Below are 17,552 nucleotides of genomic sequence, written 5' to 3' on the forward strand. Positions count from 1 at the left end.
CTACTTGGAGCGTGCGACATAGACGCCGTCCCACGCGCCGGGCGGGTCGGCGAGGAGGGAGGCAAGGCGTTCGGCGTAGATCTCGTAGAGGGTAACCATCGTCGAAGGGGCAACGCCGCGCAGGGCGGTGAGTCTCTCCCGCGCGGCGGTGAAGCTTCCCTCACGGTAGAGATGGAGGAACTTGTCGTGCTGCTGTCGCAGGGAGATGAACTCCTGGCGGCGCGCCATCGTTTCATCCCCCAGGAGTGTGTGCAGGCGAACCGGCGCCGACCTGCCCTTGACGCGAACGAGATCCAGCTCGAGGAAGGCGAAGTTCGGAACCGCCTCGCAGGTGAACTCGCTGACGGCGATATCCACCCCGTAGAACTTCGTCAGGCTCTCGATGCGCGAGGCCAGATTGACGCTGTCGCCCAGAGCCGAGTAGCTGAAGCGCTGCGCCGAGCCGAGATTGCCGACACAGGCCTCGCCGGTGTTCAGGCCGATGCCGATGCGGATCGGATCGGATCGCGTGCTATTGAGAGCTTCGACCACGCCGAGCATGGCGAGCGCGGCGCGGCAGGCTTTCTCCTCATGCCCGTCGATATCGAGCGGTGCGTTCCAGAAGGCCATGATCGCATCGCCGATATACTTGTCGATCGTTGCCTCGCCCTGCAGCAATACGTCGGTCAGCGGCGTCAGGATGTCGTTGATGAGTGCTGTCAGCGCCTGCGGATCCATCCCCTCCGACAGGGTCGTGAAGCCGCGAATATCAGAGAAGAGCACCGTCAGGCGCCGGGTTTCTCCGCCGAGCTGCAAGGCGCGCGGCTCGTTGGCCAGGCGCTCCACAAGGGCCGGTGCCAGGTATCGCCCGAAGGCGTTCTTGACGAAGCGCTTCTCGCGATTTTCGAGCGCAAGGCGCAAGGGGGTGAGGATAAGGAAGACGACAAACAACGTCGCGATCGGCCCGACCGGATCCACCAGGTATTGCGCCCGAGCGAAGGCAAGCCAGGAAATGGTCGCCAGCGTCGCCGACAGGAACAAGAGGGCGGCGCTGCTGAGCAAGGCTCCGCTGCGGCTCGCAACCCCGATCAGGATCACGCCCGACAGGAAGGTCGCGAGCAAGGTTCCTCCCTCGGCCCAGTCCGGCTCCCTCAGAAAGGCCCCGGCGACGATCTGGTCGATGATTTCGGCGTGGACATTCACCCCCGGCATGGCCGAGGCGATGGGCGTGGCGACGATGTCGCGAAGCCCTACCGCGCTGGTGCCGATCAGGGCGATCCGCCCCTCGACCGACGCCGACGCCTCGGCGCCCATCCGCCCTGCGATGAGGTCCGCCGCACGGATTACCGGCATGTTCGGCATGCCCGAGTAATAGATGCGCATGCGACCTTCGGCATCGGTGGGCACGGTCAGGTCCCCTACCCGCAAGTCCACCATTGCCGCGGCGCCACCGCCACCCTGACCGCTGGCATCGCTGGTTCGGATCACGAAACCCGATGCGCCCTGCGCGATCCGCAGCGTCTCCACGCTGAGGGCTGGAAATATCTCGTTGCCCGCCACCGCCGCCAGAGGCATGGCTCGGATCACGTTGTCCCGACTGGTCGCAAACGAGAAGAAGCCGGCGCCGGCAGCGGAGGTTTGCAAAAGATCGAGGTTGCGCACGGCACTGGTGAAGTGCGTGAGATAAAGGCGCGGGTCGGTCCCTCCATAGGCAAAGCCGGCTTTGGGCTTCGGTGGTGGCTCTCGCCCCTCGTCCGTCAGAGCAAGTCCCATCACCGCGTTGGCGTTTGAAAGGGCCCTTGCAAGAAAGGCGTCGCTGTCCAGTTCCTCGGCTGCGGGCGGGAGGCTGACAATTGCGCCTTGTTCGCGCAAATCGTCGACTGCCCTGCTCAAAGAAAGGCGATCCGGTTCCGAGAACACGATGTCGAAGCCTATGGCGGCCGCGCCGAGTTCATGAAGACGATCGACGATCGAAGCGATGCCCCGTCGCGACCAGGGCCATTGGCCGAGTTCGGAGATGGACGTCTCGTCGATGTCGACCACAACAACCGGCGGCTCGGTCGCCGTTCTCGGCAAAAGCCTCTGGTAGCCATCGAAGACCTGATTGGTCAGCACCTCGGTGACCGCAGGCCACGTGCGCATTCCGATCAGGCAGATCGCAAGCGCCATGAATCCCGCCAGCACCGTCAACCGGTTCAATGAAGACGGGGGCGCTGCCCCCTGCCCGGTGGTCGGTTTCATTCGAGTGTGCCGTCGGCTGCCTGAGACATCAGTTTCTGTCTCCAGCGAAGATGCCGGACGCCGACCACCCACCGTTCGAGGTCGTGAAGGCCCCCATCAGACCTTCGGCGGACAATCCGTTGCCGTTCACGAACGAACCGGTCAGCGAGGTTGTGCCGTCCGTCCCCGTAAAAGTGGAGGAACCGGCAAAGGAAACGCTACTGCCGAAACTGCGCCCATCGAAATCACTGATAGCCACGTTGCCGGTGCGGGATCCGAAGTCCACGGACGCCGCCATGTCACCAGTCGCGATATACTGGTTGCCGCCATCGAGGACAGTTCCAACGGCATGTCCGGAGTAGGTGGCGGTTCCCGACGCGGGCATGTCGATGTTGGCCGTGACGTCGCCGATCACCCAGTTGCCCATGTGCGACGAGGTAATCGAGCTGTCCGCGCTCTCAGCTTCTCCCCACCACCCCCAGCTCAGATAGGAGCAGGAGCAAAGCTCGGAGGAGGCACCGCCATCGAAGATCTTGGCCGGAGCAAGCTTCGAGTTGACGACGTAGGAGCGATGGCTGGAACCCGAGGAAGCAAAGGTTTCGTCATCGAGGTAGACGGCGCCACCGTAGCTGTCGGTAAAACCTATTTCGTCGTTATAGGCGTTTCCATCGTCGTCGAACTGCTTGAAGGTCGCGCCGAAGGTGCCGTTGGCTCCATTGAATGTCATGCTGGCGGTACCCGCTTTCAGCACGGTCGACAAGTTCACGGACATGGCGACGGAACTGTAGCCGGTCAGCGTCTTGCCATCATAGCTCCGGGTCGTGGTCTGGTCGGTCGAGACGAGATTGGCCACATGCGCCGTCGAGAAGCTCGTATCGCCGATGGGCAAGGACGTCCCGTAGTTCGGGGTATCGGTGAACGTTGCATTGGCATCGCTGAGATCGTTGGTCAGAACGAGATTCTGTCCATTCGATCCAAAGATCGACGTTCCGCCTCCGGACCCGGCGGCGCTCGCCACGGTGCCGTAGTAGGAAGTGCTCCCATCTGAGGAATCGAGCCTCTGACTGCCGCCTCGCTTGCCGACGAACCCGTAGGAAACGCCGTCACTGAGGCGCTCGATATTGCCCGTCGTCACGCCGATTGCGCTTTTCTGGCCGGCGCCCGTCCCGTCGATCACGAGCCAGGCCTGAAGCGCCTTGGCCGCAATGTTCGTGTTGCTGTTGGCTGGAGTTCCCGCGATCAGCAAGTCGCTCGACTGGGCGCCGCTCATGTCGACGCCTGAGAGACTCGGTCCGTAGGTGAAGGGGATCGCGGCTCCCGCTCCCGTCGTCACCGCATTCAGGGCATCGGCGGTCAGGGAGTAATGGCGTGTACCCGAGGCGGAAAAGGCGCTGGGAGTGTTCGCCGTGGGAGTTCCGGCAATCGCATAGAGCGGATCCGAACCACTGGTGAGCATGTAGGCCCTGAAGCCCTCCAGTCCGACATAGCCGAGGCCGGAGTAGGTCGAGCCGCCATAGGCGATGCCGCTCAGGGCATGGCTCGTGAACGCGCTGTCGGCATAGACCGGCAATGCCAACGTGGAGCTGTCGTTCAGTGTTGCGGTGCCGTCCGAACCTTCCATACCGGTCAGCGTTCCCTGACGATCCGTCGCGGCCGAGCCACCGAGAATGCCGTTGCCGCCACCGTCAGCGGGATCGCGGGACGTCAGCACGCGGATCGCCGCGGTGCGCGTGCCCGCCGGCGCATCCTTGGCTTTCTCCGCAGCGCGCTCCGCGGAGTCTGTCTGCGCGGGTTCCACGACCTTTTCGGAGGCCTTTTCCGGACGAGGAAGCGGCACCGGTACGTTCGAGGCCAGCGGACTGCCCGAGTTGTGCCGTTCGACCCCACTGCTGCGTACGGTCTGATCGCTCGGAGGCGTCGCGGCGCCTCCGGTCGTACCGGGACGCCCCGCAAGCCGGTCTTGCACGGACCGCAGGAAGGACGGCGGCGTGCGGATGACCTTGGCCTGCCCACCATCGACAGTGATCGAATAACCGGCCTTGAACAGCCTGTTGCTGACCCCGTTCGCGGACAGCGTCACTTCATGCCCGAAGATCAGCGAGACATGAGGCGGAGCCGAAGAATCGCTTCCGTCGCTCCGTGCCTTTCCGCCTCGCTTGCCCTTGTCGCCGGACTGCTGGCCCATCGCGCCGAGGTCGATGTCGACGACGGCGCCGCGAATGCCTGCCGTGCCGATAGGGGTGTTGATGGTCGCGCCGCCGGGCGTCTTCGATGTACGCCCGCCGATGAAGCGCATGAAGCCTTTGGAGAGGCTCGCGGAAACCTTGGCCGTCCCGGCTTCCGGGTCATAGACGAAGCTGTCGATGGTCAGACGGGAGTTCGGCCCCACTGTAAACGTGGTTCCATCGGCGAGGAGAATCTGTACCAGACCTTCGCCGCTGGTGTTGATCACCTGATTGTGGATCACCTCGTCGCCCAGCGTGATGGTCTTCGCCGAGCGCCCCGGACGCAGAGCCTGGGCATCCGGATTGACGGCGGAGGTGACGCCGACGCGCGTCGCCGCGTGAGCGTACTCCGTGGGTACGGCAACGCAGAGCGCAACCCCGACGGCAACGAGGTACTTCCTTGACTGCGCCATGTCAGAAAACCTTTTTCAAACCAATGCTTAGGAAGAAGTTGTCAGACTTGGAGGTATCGTAATTGGACCAGGCGTGCTGGTAGCCCGCCTGCAGTTGAGCCGCGAGATCGGTCTCAATCGGAATTGTCTGGGTGAGGTTGACGGCCCATTTCGTCGTGTCCTGGCTGTCGGTGCTGACCATGGGATCGGCTCCGTCATAGACGCGACGGGACAGCTGACTGGATATGGCGAAGTTCCACGCGCCCGGCAGGGCGTCGATCGGCGAGGCGTAGTCGATGGAAAAGCCGGCGACACCGCCAACCTGCCAGTAGGTGTTGTAAGCCGCCTCGGCCCGGAAGCGATCGGCTATACCGGCAAGCCCGACGCTGACCGAGGGAGTGAGGCGATAGGTCCCGGCCATCTGGAGCTGGAAACGATCACCGCTTTTCGCGGCCATTGTCGGGTGATCGTCGGAGTTGAAGAAGGTCTCGTGGCGATACTCGCCTCGCAGGCCATAATAGACTTCGGTTGTGGGTCTCGCACCGAGCAGAGCCCCTGCACCGAAGGAGGCAAGGAAGGGGTCGCCGGAAAGAACGGCGCCGGCTCCCACGCCATAGAGATCCAGCGAGTAGCCTTCCAGTCCGAACCGATTGAGATCGAAAGAGGGGCCTGCGGTTACTTCCAGAAAGCCAAGATTGAGGTCGGAGCGATCCTTGTAGAATTCGGTCTGCCCCTGGCCGCTCAGCTTGAACTCCACGCCCTGAGCGGGGAGGTCGAAGGTCGAGCGGACCTCGCCGTTGACGAAGACATTCGCATCCGGCGAGCGCCTCGCATCATCGGACAGCTCGTAGCCAAACCCTCTCAGGTTCACCAGCGACGAGGTCGGACCACCGTTCGCGTTCGTCTGGTACCTTGTCCCAACCGTGTACGACCCTGACACGCCGACCCCATCGCTCTTCTGGTCGATGGCGGCCAGATAAGTGGCGACCTTTTGGCGCACCTCCTCAGGAACGTCGGGAACGGCAACGGCCGCATCGAAATAGGTGCGGGCGGTTTCATAAGCGCCCAGCCGGAAGTAAAGAACGCCGAGCTCCAGTTGCAGGCGTGGCAGGCCGGGCGCGAAAATCAGCATGCGCTCAAGCGTCGCGATCGCCCCCTCGAGGTCTCCGACCTGGGAGGACAGGGCCGCGTACTCAAAAGCCGCGTCCAAGTTGCCCGGGTTGTCGAGCATCACCTGAAACAGCGCCGTACGCCGCTCTTCGATCTTGACCAAGTCCTCGGCCGAAGCGCGTGGCGGGCGATTGTGATCGGTGGATGCAGCGCCCGCGACTTGGGCCGCCGACATCACCGCCAGGAAAGCAAGAACTGCATACAGAACAGGGCGTCCGTCTCGAAAAATCATATTGATCAACATGGGGTCATTGAAACTACCTATAGCGTCCCGTCCCTCTAGCACGAAGCTTGGCGACTTGACGCGAAATCAACGACTTACGAGACGCCCTTCCGTCCCAGATTAATTGCATTTTGTCCCATGGGGCGCTTTCCACTGCCATCGCCCCCTGCGGTCGGCTATTGCGGCGGTGCCAACAGAGGCATCGCATAGCCACAAACATGGGATTTTCGTTCCGCCCATCACCGCGTCGAAAGACGGAAACGCCTGACATCCGTCAGGGCGAACACGCAGAGTGCGGCCTCGCGGCCCTGGGAATTCTGCTCGGCTACCATGGGGTTCACATTTCTCTCGGCGAACTGCGCCAGCGTGCCGGTTCGACGCTTCTGGGATCAACCTTGCGTCAGCTGCGTCAGATTGCGGAAAGCGAGGGCTTTACCACTAGCGCGCGCCGGGCCGAGCCATCCGACCTAGAGAAACTGGGTCTGCCACTTATCGCCCACATGCGCTTCATCCACTTCGCCGTCGTCGAGAGAATCTCGGAGAAGGCGGTGCACCTGAACGACCCGTCCTCCGGACCGATCGTCGTGACGCGAGAGGAGTTCTCCCGTGACTTCACGGGCATCGTTCTCCGGCTATCGCCGCGCGATACAGTGCCGCGCGGACGTCCCTTCTCGCTCGCCCGCGCCATCATTGCCGCGTTCAGGCCGCAGATTCCCTTGTTCCTTTTGGCCTGCGCCCTTGCCGCGACCAGCGGCGGCCTCGCCTCGACTGGACTTTGGGCGTTTGCGGGGAAGGAAGACGCCGTGACGCCCCCAGGCGGTCTTTTCCTGCTCTCAGCGTTCGCCCAAGGGGGTGCCTTTCTTCTTGCAGCTCTGTTGGCATACGACGCGGCAAAAGGCGTCCGGCAACTGCTCATGTCCGCCCTCGCCAGTGCGCCAAACCGCTACTACCTCGATGCCAGGCCGGACAGGACGCATGGCTTTTTCAATGCCCTCAGAGGGCTCCACCGGAACGGCGCTCCGTTCGGCACAGTAGCGCTTCTGTGGCTGGCGTCCGCCCTCACGTTTTCAGTGGCGATCGCGCCAATCCAGACCCTGCCCACGGTGGCGCTTTCCCTTCTTCAGGCGGCCATCCTTCTTGGAACGGCGTACCGGCGCAGCAGCCACGCCGCCCGCTTCGGCAGAGATGCGATGCCGGTTCACGCAGTGAGCGCGGGCTATTTGGCGGACTCGGAGCGGTTCAAGATCGGGCGCGGAGCCGACTCTTTCTTCGCTTCGCTTGCGGGAAGCCACGCTAGAGACGCCTCATACGCCGTGGAAGCCTCCGAACAGTACGACACCACGGATACGATCGTCGCGACGCTCGATCTCTGCAAGATCGCCTTGCCGATAGGCCTGTCGGCTCGGGGAATCGGCGCGAGCGAAGACCTTTTGTTTGCGCTGATAGTCGCCGCCGCGAGCAGTATTGTGCTCCATTTCGCGACCTCGGATCTGGGCTTCCGGCCAACCAAGGAGGCCTTGCTGCGCCTGCTCGACCCTCCACCCCAAGCGCCGGCGAAAACACTGGCGCCTCGGCGTGAGCCGACGGACATACGACTGATCATGGAAAATGCCGAGTGGGCGCCGTCCAGCTCCATTCCTGCCGTGATCTCGGGACTCTCCCTTCATCTCCGCGCTGGCGAAACAGCCATTGCCCATGGGATGCCCGGTTCGGGAGCCACAAGTTCGGATCTGGGCTTCCGGCCAACCAAGGAGGCCTTGCTGCGCCTGCTCGACCCTCCACCCCAAGCGCCGGCGAAAACACTGGCGCCTCGGCGTGAGCCGACGGACATACGACTGATCATGGAAAATGCCGAGTGGGCGCCGTCCAGCTCCATTCCTGCCGTGATCTCGGGACTCTCCCTTCATCTCCGCGCTGGCGAAACAGCCATTGCCCATGGGATGCCCGGTTCGGGAGCCACAAGTTTCGCCCGGTTGGCGGCGGGCTTGATTAAGCCGACCTCAGGACTTGTTCGCCTTCAGTGTCCGGCGGTCCTCATCGATCATCAACGGTTCCTGGTGCCCGGAACGCTGCGACACAACTTGTCGCTGGGAGAGCCGGATATCGACGAGCAAACCTTGAGATCGGCACTCGAAGCGGTGAGGCTAGACAAGGTGGTCGAGCATCGAGGCGGGCTCGATTTCGTTCTCAAGGGCGACAATCCTCGGCTCAGCGGCGGGCAGATCCGACGGATCATGATCGCACGCGCCCTCTGCCGGTCTCCCGGGATCGTGGTCCTGGATGGCGCGCTCGACAACATCGAGACGGAGCTAGCCGGTTCCATCCTCGCCAATCTCGGCAAACGCGGTCTTGCAGTTGTCGTCACCACAAAGAACCGCGACCTTCTTCGTTTTGCCGACCAGTCCGTTGAACTGGGAGCGCAGGCGTGAGCGACGGAGGCTTTCCGGACGAACGGGTCCGCAGTCGCCGGATTCGTTTCACGGCGCCCCCCAAACCGAACCGCGATGCTGGACCGCTGCTGATCCGCCTGGCGGACGGAGCAAGGCTTTTCCATAACGGCAAGCTGCGAGGAATCCTTTCGGCCGGTACCGACCGGATCGACATGGTCTATCCGACGGCGCCAACCGGGCGGCTTTCTCTTCGCCCATGGATAGCCCGATGGTGCCCCGCCGCCCCTCAGCCAGCCTATCTGGTCGATATGCTGCTCTGCGGGGTTCCGAGCTACCTGTCGTTCTTGCCCTTCCTGCTGCTTCAAGCGCCGGATGACGCCATTCGGGGCGGCCTCATCGTCGGCACTATGTTGCTTTTCCTCGCCTCCCGGCGAAGCGAGAACCGGCTAAGGCGGGACGAGAGCTTGCGCATTCACGCACGGTTCTGGGACCATCTGCTGCGGTCACCTCCTCTTTCGGCAGACCCCGACGATCTCTCAAGCGACGCTCGAAGCCAAGCCTTCCAGCTGAAACAAGCACTCAATGGCGCCCTTACGGCGGCCAGGGCCGTGCGACGAGTTGCTGTTGGCGCGGTTTCGCTGGCGGTAGCGTTGCTTGGGCTGACCTTCGTTCAACCCTCCGTTTCCTCCTCAGTGCTCTGGGCTTTCCCGGTCGGCGCGTTTCTGCTGGGAGCGCTGACGGCACAAGGGCGCGGCTGGGTTCATGCTCGGCTTGACCTTGAAACGGACAAGCTCGATCGGATCGAGAGCCGATATACGTCACGCATGCCTCTTCTGAGACAGCTCGGTCTCGGAGAACGCGTCTTCGCAGAGTTGGAGAACTCGGCACGGCACCAGGCGCGCATGGCGTTTTGGGGCGCACTCGCCCGGACCATCGACAAGCTCCTGCCTGGCGTCGTGGCGGCGAGCGCTCTTGCTTTCACGCTCCAGGAACCCGAGCCAAGGGGGAACGAGCTGCCAGCTCTTCTTCTTTTCATTCCGGCCGTTCACGGCTCGGTCCGGCTTGGCCAGCACGTTGCGCGTCTGTGGGCGGCCCGCTGTCGGATCGTGGAGGCGCAGGCGGTCCTTATCCCCTCCACAGCCAACCACGAACCTGGCCCGAGCGTGGTGAGCGAGGTCGGGCTGATCGATATCCGCTTTCGCCACAGCGCAGCCGCCGCCCCATTGATCGACAACGTCTCCTTCGTCCTGAAGCGCGGGGACGCCGTTGCGTTGACCGGGCCCTCCGGTTGCGGAAAATCGACCCTACTCGACATTCTGACCGGCCTCTGTCGCCCTCAATCCGGCCGCCTGTCGGTCAATGGCCACGAAGTGCCCTGGGACTCCCTCTCCGGCTATCGCACCCGCATTGCGCGCGTCTTTCAGGACAGTCTGGCCGCCGCGTCGACAATTCGCAACGCGATCAGCTCCGTCGCTCCCGAAGCGAGCGACGAGGATATTCGCCGGGCAGCCGAGGATGCCGGCCTCTCGCCGCTCCTCGCCTCGCTCCCCATGGGGTTCGAAACGCTGCTGGTCGAAGGCGCGCTGCCTGCCAGCCTGCTCCAACAGGTGCTTGTCGCTCAAGCGCTGGCACAGGAGCCGGACTTGCTCGTCCTCGACGAAACGCTGTCCGTCCTCGACCTCGACGTCGCCCAGGGGATTATCGCCGCGGCGCGGCGACGGAACATCATCCTCCTCTATGCCACCCATCGGGAGGATCTCGCCGCGCTTGCCGATCGGAGGATCGACCTTCCGCCATCGCTGGAACGAAATGCCGGTATTGCGGGATGAAATGGCGGTATTGCGGGATGAAATGGCGGCTTGGCCGTTTTGCTCAGGCAACCGCCCCACCTATAGGATCGTTGCTGCCGTTCCGCTCTCCGTTCCGCCGGGCTCTCTTGTGAGTCGGCCATCAGGCCCAACCCAACATGGCGATCCGCAAATACCTGCACTCCATCATGTTCGGGCTGATCGCCGGCATAGACAGCCTCGGCACGAGCGTGGCGTTCGCGGCGCTGATCTTTTCCGGAACGCTCGCCAGCGGATTCGGCGAGGGCGTCAGCGTCATGCTTCTGAGCTGCGTCATCCTGGCCGTGTATGTCGCCTGGCGCAGCGGTTACCGCGCCAGCCTCGCGCAGGTGCAGGAAACGAATGTTGGCATTCTCGCAGCAGCGGTTTCGGCCGCCGCAGCGTCCATGGCGGGAGCGACGGACGCCGAGCGGATATCGACCGTGTTCGCCATTCTCGCCATCAGCACCATCGGCACCGGGGCGCTTTGCTACCTCTCGGGGCGCTTCCGTTTCGGCGTTCTGATCCGCTTCCTGCCCTATTCGGTAATCTCCGGTTTCCTGGCGGGGTCCGGCTGGCTGCTGATCGACGGTGCGCTGATGATGATCGGCCACGCAACGAGCTTGGCAAGCATCGCGCACTCGGCAACCGACCCCGCCATCCTCGCCGTTCTCGTTCCGGCGGTTCTCCTCGCCATCGCCATGAGCGTGGGCCTGCGGTTGACCGTCAGCCCGGCCTTCGCGCCTGCGATCACTCTTCTGGCGATCGGTCTGTTCTATGGAGCCATGCTCTCGATCGGCCTGTTGCCCGAAGATGCGCGCCATCTGCACTGGCTTCCCCAGGTCACTCCCGATCAGGCCGGACTTGCCCTGCCCTCCCCCATCTCGATCGTGGCACAGGCCAACTGGCAGGTCGTTGTCCGCATCCTGCCGATCATCGCTGGCATACCGTTGATTACCATTGCCGGCCTGCTGCTGAACACCAGCGGGCTGGAGGCGGCCACCGGCCGGGACATCGATGCCAACACGGAGCTGAAGATCGCGGGACAGGCCAACCTCGCGGTGGGAGTCCTTGGTGGAGCGCCCGGTTTCACCGGTTTGGGGATGACACTTCTCGCCGGCCGGCTCGGGGTCAAGGATAGGTCGGCCGGTCTCGCCGCGGCGCTCGTGCTTGCGCTTGCCTTGCCCTTTGCCACCGAACTGGCCTCGGCCATTCCCCTCTTCGTCGCCGCCGGCCTGATGCTCATGCTCGGCGGAGAGCTGGTCTATGACTGGGCTATCGCGTCGCGGCGGGCTTTGCCCACTCTCGAATGGGTGGTGGCTCTGGCGATCGTCGTTTCCATGATGGTTTTCGGCTTTGTCACCGGCATAGCGCTCGGCCTGATCTTCGCGGTCGTCACGTTCGTCTACAATTATGCCCGCCTGCCCGTGGTGCGATTGGAAGCGAGCAGTCGCGAGCGGCGCAGCCGAACGGATCGTTCATCAACCTCCAACCATATTCTCGACGCGAACGGTCACCTCATCCAGATCATCGAACTGCAGGGATATCTGTTCTTCGGTACCGTCGAGCAGATCGTCAGGGCCGTGCAGCGCCGGATTGGCAAGGGTGCCCCGCCACACTGCCTGATCCTGGATTTCCACAGCGTCGGCGGCATGGACTCGGCGGCGATGGCCGGGTTCGTCAAGATTTTCAACATGCTGGCGTCGGCGAAGGTGAGCGTGGTCCTCTCTCCCTCGACCCCCGACGTCCAACAGATCGCGGAGCGTGCGAAGATGACCCGAGGCAGGCCGTTGCCCTTAACCGTGGAAGTCGATCTCGATCACGCGCTGGAAGCGGCCGAGAACGGGCTGCTGGCCGCCTATGGCGACACGGGACGAAACATCGGCATAGCCGCGCACCTGGTGCGTGAGCTTGGTCCACATCCTCGCCTTCCGGCTCTGATATCCGTCATGCGGCGCATCGAGATGAAGGCCGACGAGACGCTGATCTCGGCGGGGGAGGAAGCCAGTGACGTCTTCGTGCTGGCGTCCGGACGGGTGAAAGTGCAGGTCACGCTTGAAAGCGGTCGCAAGCTTCGCCTTCGCAGCATGACCGCCGGCGCCGTGCTCGGCGAAGTGGCCTTCTACCTCGGAGGTAAGCGAACCGCCGATGTCATCGTGGAAGAGGACGCCGTTCTTTTCTGCCTGACAGGAGAGACGCTGAGACGGCTCGAGGTGGACGACGCGGAGCTGGCGGTACTCGCCCATCGTCTGTTCGCCGCAACCCTTGCCGAGCGCCTGTCGCTCGCCAACCGAATGGTGCAGCTTGCCTATGCGTGACCAGGGCGAAAGAGCGCGCATGACGGCGGGTGCGATGACCGAAATCCGAAGCGTCGATTTCCGGAGCGTGGGTCAGCTGTCGCATTTGACTTTTCCCGCTTTTGCCCGCGCGTTCTCGGAGGCTCCGCGCCAAGGCTCGCAGCTCCGGCTCCACCGGTTGGCAGCCTTCGAGCGGGACAACCCGATCGGCCTCGCACTCGCGACGATGGATGCGCAATCCGGACATGCCGAGTTGAGGTCGCTGGTGGTCGACAGGCCCCATCGGCGAATGGGAACGGCGCGGGCACTTCTGCAAGAGATGGAGACGCGCTTGCGAGACGATGGCGGCAAGCTGGTTTCTACATTGTTTTCGGACCAGCTTCCCGGAGCGGCCGGCTTTGCCGCATTGCTCGCCGACGCTGGCTGGAGCGGCCCCAAACCCGAGCGAATTCGCATTCTCGGTCGTGTCGGCAAGACGGGCGACGTATTTCGCGATCGCGAGCGCCTGGTCCAGCGCGCACTCCGCGACGGTCTCACGATCGTCTCTTGGCGCGACCATGATGGCGACCCCCGCTCCCTGATCTTGCGGGAGATCGAAGCCGGACGAGCGCCAGACTGGACTCAAATCGGCCTCATGGCCGACACCGTCGACCCCGACTTCTCGATGATCCTGACCGACGGCACCGGTGAGGTGGTCGGATGGGTCATCTGCCAGTTCCACGCCGAGGTCCGGCGCTGGGGCTTTCCCGTGGGCTGGATTCACGAAGAGCATCAAAAGCGTGGCTGGTTGCTCGTCGCCTATGCACAGGGGGCCCACTTCATAGAGAGCCGCCATGGACCCGACGCGGTCGCCGTCTTTGAAAGCTCATCCGGCCTCCCGATGATGTGGCGGGTGCTGGAGCACCGATTTGCCCCCCATGCCGACCGCGCCGACCTGATGATGATCTCCAAGAAGAGCCTCTGACGTCGTTTCACACGGTTGTCCGAGAAACGGGACGAAAGCCCTGCAACGAGAGACGATTTGCCTTGTTGTTCCGCTGGCGCCTGCTCGCCGACAATCATAGAAATTCTGTGACTTCGATGGCGCGATGCGTTGTGAAACTCATTTTTGAAAGTAACGCGTCGCTGCTTTTGCAAAGCCAACCAAGTCGACGAACCATCTTTCACACAAATAGACACTGAGGGAAACATGTCCGACACAATGACAGCCGTGCGAAACCAGGTTTCTGAAAAGCTGATTGAGCGCGCCCAGACGGACGGCGAATTTCGCGCTCTCCTCAAGTCCGAGCCGCACAAGGCCCTGCAACAGTTGCTCGGCGTCGACCCTGTTCCTAGCTTCAAGATCAATGTGATCGATGAGAAGCCCGGCGAGATCAACATCGTTTTGCCGGCTGAAATCGCTCAGGACGAGCTCCCCGACGAGCTTCTCGACCTGGCTTCCGGCGGCACAAGCTTCTCCGCTTTCATCCTCTACGGCCACGAACGCGTCAGGAAGCCGGCCAAGTAAAAGCGGCAGCACCAGAACGAAGCGAGACGCGTCGCCTGTGTTCCAGGCGACGCGCCTCACCTTCCAAGGCCTTGATCCATACACCTGGCCCCCACCCGCCCGATCAGCTTTCCCGGGCAAGGCGAAACGTCGGCAGGCATCGAGCGTTGTCCCTTATCGGCCAGACACAGCGACGGCGCATCGAACCGACAAGACGATAACCGCGATAGAGATCGCTCGGCGCAACGCGGCCCTCGCTAGGTCCCTTCGCCTCCATCAACCGCCTTTCCCAGTCGTTGCATGTACCACTCGGGGTGCTTCAAGGCGCGAAACCCAGCCTTCTCGTAGACTCCGTGGGCGTCTTCCGTAGCGAGCATCCAGCTAGACACCGTACTGAGGCGCGGATGCGCCAGCGCCGTCTCCGTGATCCAGACACCGAGGCCGCGGCCACGATGCGCGCGGTCGACGAACACGTCCCTCAGGTAAGCGAAGAGTGCGTAGTCGGTGATGACGCGGGCAAACCCGACCTGGTGGCCCGAATGATCGAAAAGCCCCAGTGGCAAGGAGTTTTGCAACGCTGCGACAATCAGTGCGGGGTCGGTCCCGCGCGCCCAATAGGACTCCGTCGCAAGGAACTTCAGAACATACTCAAGGTCAAGTTTCGATGGGTTCGAACTGATAAGATATCCGTCTCGGCGCACTTCCAGAAAACCGGACTCGGTGGAATCGTCACGCACGTCAGCGCCTCCCTTGTTGTTTGACCAGGTGGCCTTGAAAGCCCGTCAGCGCGAAAAGCCGAAACCACCGGGCGCATCACGATGGCGCCGGTAGGCACGCAGGCTCAACTCCGCGCAACTGGATTGACGCCGAGGCTACTCGCGCCTTACACTTTCAAATAGCAAAAACATTTGAAGCCAAACTTCAGGGATTCAAAAGTGAACCCGGCCTTTGACATCGACGCCCTGCGCGCAGTGGTGACCGGCATCGATCTACGCAGTTTCGCCCGGGCGGCCGTGGAGCTTGGACGCTCGCAGTCGGCCATCAGCATGCAGCTCAAGAAGCTTGAGCAGCAGGCCGGCACCCAGCTTTTTGTCCGCAAAGGTCGAGGCTTGGTTGCGACCGAAGCCGGCGAGGCCCTTGCCGCCTATGCACGCCAGATCATCGCACTCAACGACGAAGCGGCGCGCGTGTTGGGAGCCGCCGTAACGTCGGAGACCGTACGCCTTGGTCTGCCGCAGGACTTTTTCGACGACGTGATGCCGGCGACACTCTCCTCGTTCGCGGCGGATCACCCCGGGGTTCACGTGGAGGTCCGCGCCGGCCCGAACCATACACTGGGCGAGGAGATCCAGGCCGGGCGTCTTGATGGTGCGATTGTCTTTTTCCCCGAAGGCGCAGGCGGAGAAGGGGAGCATCTGTGCAGACTACCGATGCAATGGCTTATGCACAAAACCACTGCCGACCAGACAGTGCATGACCGGGTTCCACTGGTGATGTTCGACCATCCCTGTCTGTTTCGGCAGGCGACGCTTGCCACGCTCGATCAGGCGGGCAGACGCTGGCGCGTGTCGGTGACGACACCAAGTCTGCCCGGTATCTGGGGGGCGTTGCGGTCAAAGCTCGGGATCGCGGTGCGAACCGGGCATGGCGTGCCGGACGACATCGCTTGCGTCGGCGACGGCCTCGGTCTGCCGAGCCTTCCGGCAATCGAACTGAGGCTGCTCAGATCACAAAACGCGACGCCTGCCGCCCATGATCTGTGCGAGGCACTCCGCCGGGAGACGCTCGATCGAGTGGCTCCGCATTGAAGTACACAGCCCATGAAGCTTGGTGCTGCATCATGGGATCGTATTTGATATGTCTCGCACCACCGAGGGGGGCCCCGCCAAGGGGCTGAGATACTGTTGGCCGAACGGCAGCACAGTGACCCTTTGAACCTGATCCGGATCATGCCGGCGAAGGGACAGGTCTAGCCGCCTACCGCCTTTGCCGGCCTCGCTCAAGAGGCCAACATGCCTGCAACGATACAGCACAGTTCCGCCCCCCCTCCAATTGCCGCCACGATTGCCGCTGTCTTCCATGAAGACAGGATTCTGCTGGTGCGCCGGGCCAATCCTCCGGATGCCGGTCGTTGGGGCTTTCCAGGCGGCAAGATCGAAGCGGGCGAGCCGATAGAAACGGCCGCCGTACGGGAGCTCCTGGAGGAAACCGGGATCCGCGGGCAGGCGCGCCAGGTCTTCACGGCGGTGGATGCCCTCGATTTTGACGAGAGCGGTGAGCTTCGCCGGCATTTCGTGCTGATCGCCGTCCTCTGCGACTGGATTTCCGGAGAGCCGGTTGCCGGTGACGATGCCCTCGATGCGCGATGGTTTCGTCTCGAAGAGCTCGATGATGCCGGACTTGCCCTCAGTCTCGACGTCGCCAAGGTTGCCCGTCTGGCTGCCGACATCTCCATGAAGGAGGACGACCGGTCATGATCGCCAATATCCTGACCATCGCCGGCACTGACCCATCCGGTGGAGCCGGCCTACAGGCCGACATCAAGACGTTCTCGGCGCTCGGAACCTATGCCACCTCTGCGATCACTGCCGTGGTCGCACAGAACACCCAAGGCGTTCGCGACTATGTCGCACTGGAGCCGGCATTCGTGGCCGAGCAGATCGATGCCGTCTTCGATGACGTGCGGATAGATGCGGTCAAGATCGGCATGATCGCCAATGCCCGGATTGCCGAAGCGATCGCGGAGCGGTTGCGCCACCACGCGGCGCGCAACATCGTGCTCGACCCGGTCATGGTGGCAAAGAGCGGGCATGGGCTGCTCGATGCGGACGCGGTTACCGCAGTGCGCGACCTGCTTGTCCCGCTTGCGACGGTGATTACACCAAACCTGCCGGAAGCTTCCGTACTGCTGGGACGGAACATCGACTGGACCCCAGCCGAAATGCACTCGGTGCTACCCGATCTCCATGCATTGGGTGCGGACTGGGTGCTTCTGAAAGGCGGGCATTTGAAGGATAGCGCGGAGAGCACCGATCTGCTGTTCGGGCCGGAGGGAATGGCGGCCTTTCCGGCCCCGCGCATCGCAACCCGCAACGACCATGGAACGGGGTGCACACTGTCAGCCGCCATCGCCGCACTTCTGCCGTCCCATGGCGTGGTGGAAAGTGTGCGGCAAGCCAAGGCGTTCCTGCATGGCGCGCTGGCGGCAAGCGACGCGCTCGATGTGGGGCATGGTCACGGTCCGCTTCACCACTTCCATCGTCTGTGGTCCACGCCGGAAGCAAGTTGATGGGAGGTGGATCATACAGTCCGTGCTCCATAAATCGCCAGTCAAACGGAAGCTG

The 17,552-nt window shown here is 63.0% G+C and carries 12 protein-coding genes and 1 riboswitch; of the genes, 8 read left to right on the top strand and 4 right to left on the bottom strand.

The window, feature by feature from the left end:
- Genes M4J40_RS14895 through M4J40_RS14905 form a run of 3 tightly spaced genes read right to left on the bottom strand, consistent with a single transcriptional unit; the run spans position 1 to position 6,161 of the window.
- Positions 1-2,220, bottom strand: coding sequence for a CHASE2 domain-containing protein (locus M4J40_RS14895; protein WP_251755017.1), 2,220 nt, complete (start codon positions 2,218-2,220; stop codon positions 1-3).
- A 28-nt stretch (positions 2,221-2,248) separates the two neighbouring features.
- A complete protein-coding gene (locus M4J40_RS14900; RefSeq protein WP_251755019.1) occupies positions 2,249-4,837 on the bottom strand; it encodes a FecR domain-containing protein in 2,589 nt (862 codons plus the stop codon).
- A gap of 1 nt (position 4,838) precedes the next feature.
- On the bottom strand, positions 4,839-6,161 hold the full coding sequence (locus tag M4J40_RS14905) for a M48 family metallopeptidase (protein ID WP_251755021.1): 1,323 nt from the start codon (positions 6,159-6,161) through the stop codon (positions 4,839-4,841).
- Positions 6,162-6,427: 266 nt separating this feature from the next.
- Between M4J40_RS14905 and M4J40_RS14910 the strand changes: the two genes are divergently transcribed.
- The 5 genes from M4J40_RS14910 (at position 6,428) to M4J40_RS14930 (ending at position 14,229) form a co-directional block, all read left to right on the top strand.
- Positions 6,428-8,638, top strand: coding sequence for a cysteine peptidase family C39 domain-containing protein (locus M4J40_RS14910; RefSeq protein ID WP_251755023.1), 2,211 nt, complete (start codon positions 6,428-6,430; stop codon positions 8,636-8,638).
- A complete protein-coding gene (locus M4J40_RS22545) occupies positions 8,635-10,428 on the top strand; it encodes an ATP-binding cassette domain-containing protein (RefSeq protein WP_251755025.1) in 1,794 nt (597 codons plus the stop codon). Before M4J40_RS14910 ends, M4J40_RS22545 begins: the two co-directional genes overlap by 4 nt.
- A gap of 137 nt (positions 10,429-10,565) precedes the next feature.
- Positions 10,566-12,743 carry a SulP family inorganic anion transporter gene (locus tag M4J40_RS14920; protein WP_251755026.1) on the top strand — a complete coding sequence of 726 codons (2,178 nt, stop codon included), beginning with the start codon at positions 10,566-10,568 and terminating at the stop codon, positions 12,741-12,743.
- Positions 12,744-12,777: 34 nt separating this feature from the next.
- A complete protein-coding gene (locus M4J40_RS14925) occupies positions 12,778-13,686 on the top strand; it encodes a GNAT family N-acetyltransferase (RefSeq protein WP_251755028.1) in 909 nt (302 codons plus the stop codon).
- Between the two features lie 225 nt (positions 13,687-13,911).
- The gene (locus tag M4J40_RS14930; RefSeq protein ID WP_251755030.1) at positions 13,912-14,229 is read left to right on the top strand and encodes an NHLP leader peptide family RiPP precursor; all 318 of its coding nucleotides are present in this window, start codon (positions 13,912-13,914) and stop codon (positions 14,227-14,229) included.
- A 236-nt stretch (positions 14,230-14,465) separates the two neighbouring features.
- On the opposite strand, the gene M4J40_RS14935 is transcribed toward M4J40_RS14930, so the two are convergent.
- Positions 14,466-14,945, bottom strand: coding sequence for a GNAT family N-acetyltransferase (locus M4J40_RS14935; RefSeq protein ID WP_251755032.1), 480 nt, complete (start codon positions 14,943-14,945; stop codon positions 14,466-14,468).
- 198 nt (positions 14,946-15,143) lie between these two features.
- Between M4J40_RS14935 and M4J40_RS14940 the strand changes: the two genes are divergently transcribed.
- The 3 genes from M4J40_RS14940 (at position 15,144) to thiD (ending at position 17,497) form a co-directional block, all read left to right on the top strand.
- On the top strand, positions 15,144-16,016 hold the full coding sequence (locus M4J40_RS14940) for a LysR substrate-binding domain-containing protein (protein WP_251755034.1): 873 nt from the start codon (positions 15,144-15,146) through the stop codon (positions 16,014-16,016).
- Between the two features lie 55 nt (positions 16,017-16,071).
- Positions 16,072-16,190: riboswitch (TPP riboswitch) on the top strand.
- Between the two features lie 30 nt (positions 16,191-16,220).
- The gene (locus M4J40_RS14945) at positions 16,221-16,685 is read left to right on the top strand and encodes an NUDIX hydrolase (RefSeq protein ID WP_251755035.1); all 465 of its coding nucleotides are present in this window, start codon (positions 16,221-16,223) and stop codon (positions 16,683-16,685) included.
- Complete coding sequence (gene thiD / locus M4J40_RS14950; protein WP_251755037.1) at positions 16,682-17,497, top strand: bifunctional hydroxymethylpyrimidine kinase/phosphomethylpyrimidine kinase; 816 nt, start codon at positions 16,682-16,684, stop codon at positions 17,495-17,497. Before M4J40_RS14945 ends, thiD begins: the two co-directional genes overlap by 4 nt.
- Positions 17,498-17,552 lie beyond the last annotated feature (55 nt).

Origin of the sequence: Pleomorphomonas sp. JP5, from assembly GCF_023721815.1 — a bacterium.
Classification (GTDB): domain Bacteria; phylum Pseudomonadota; class Alphaproteobacteria; order Rhizobiales; family Pleomorphomonadaceae; genus Pleomorphomonas.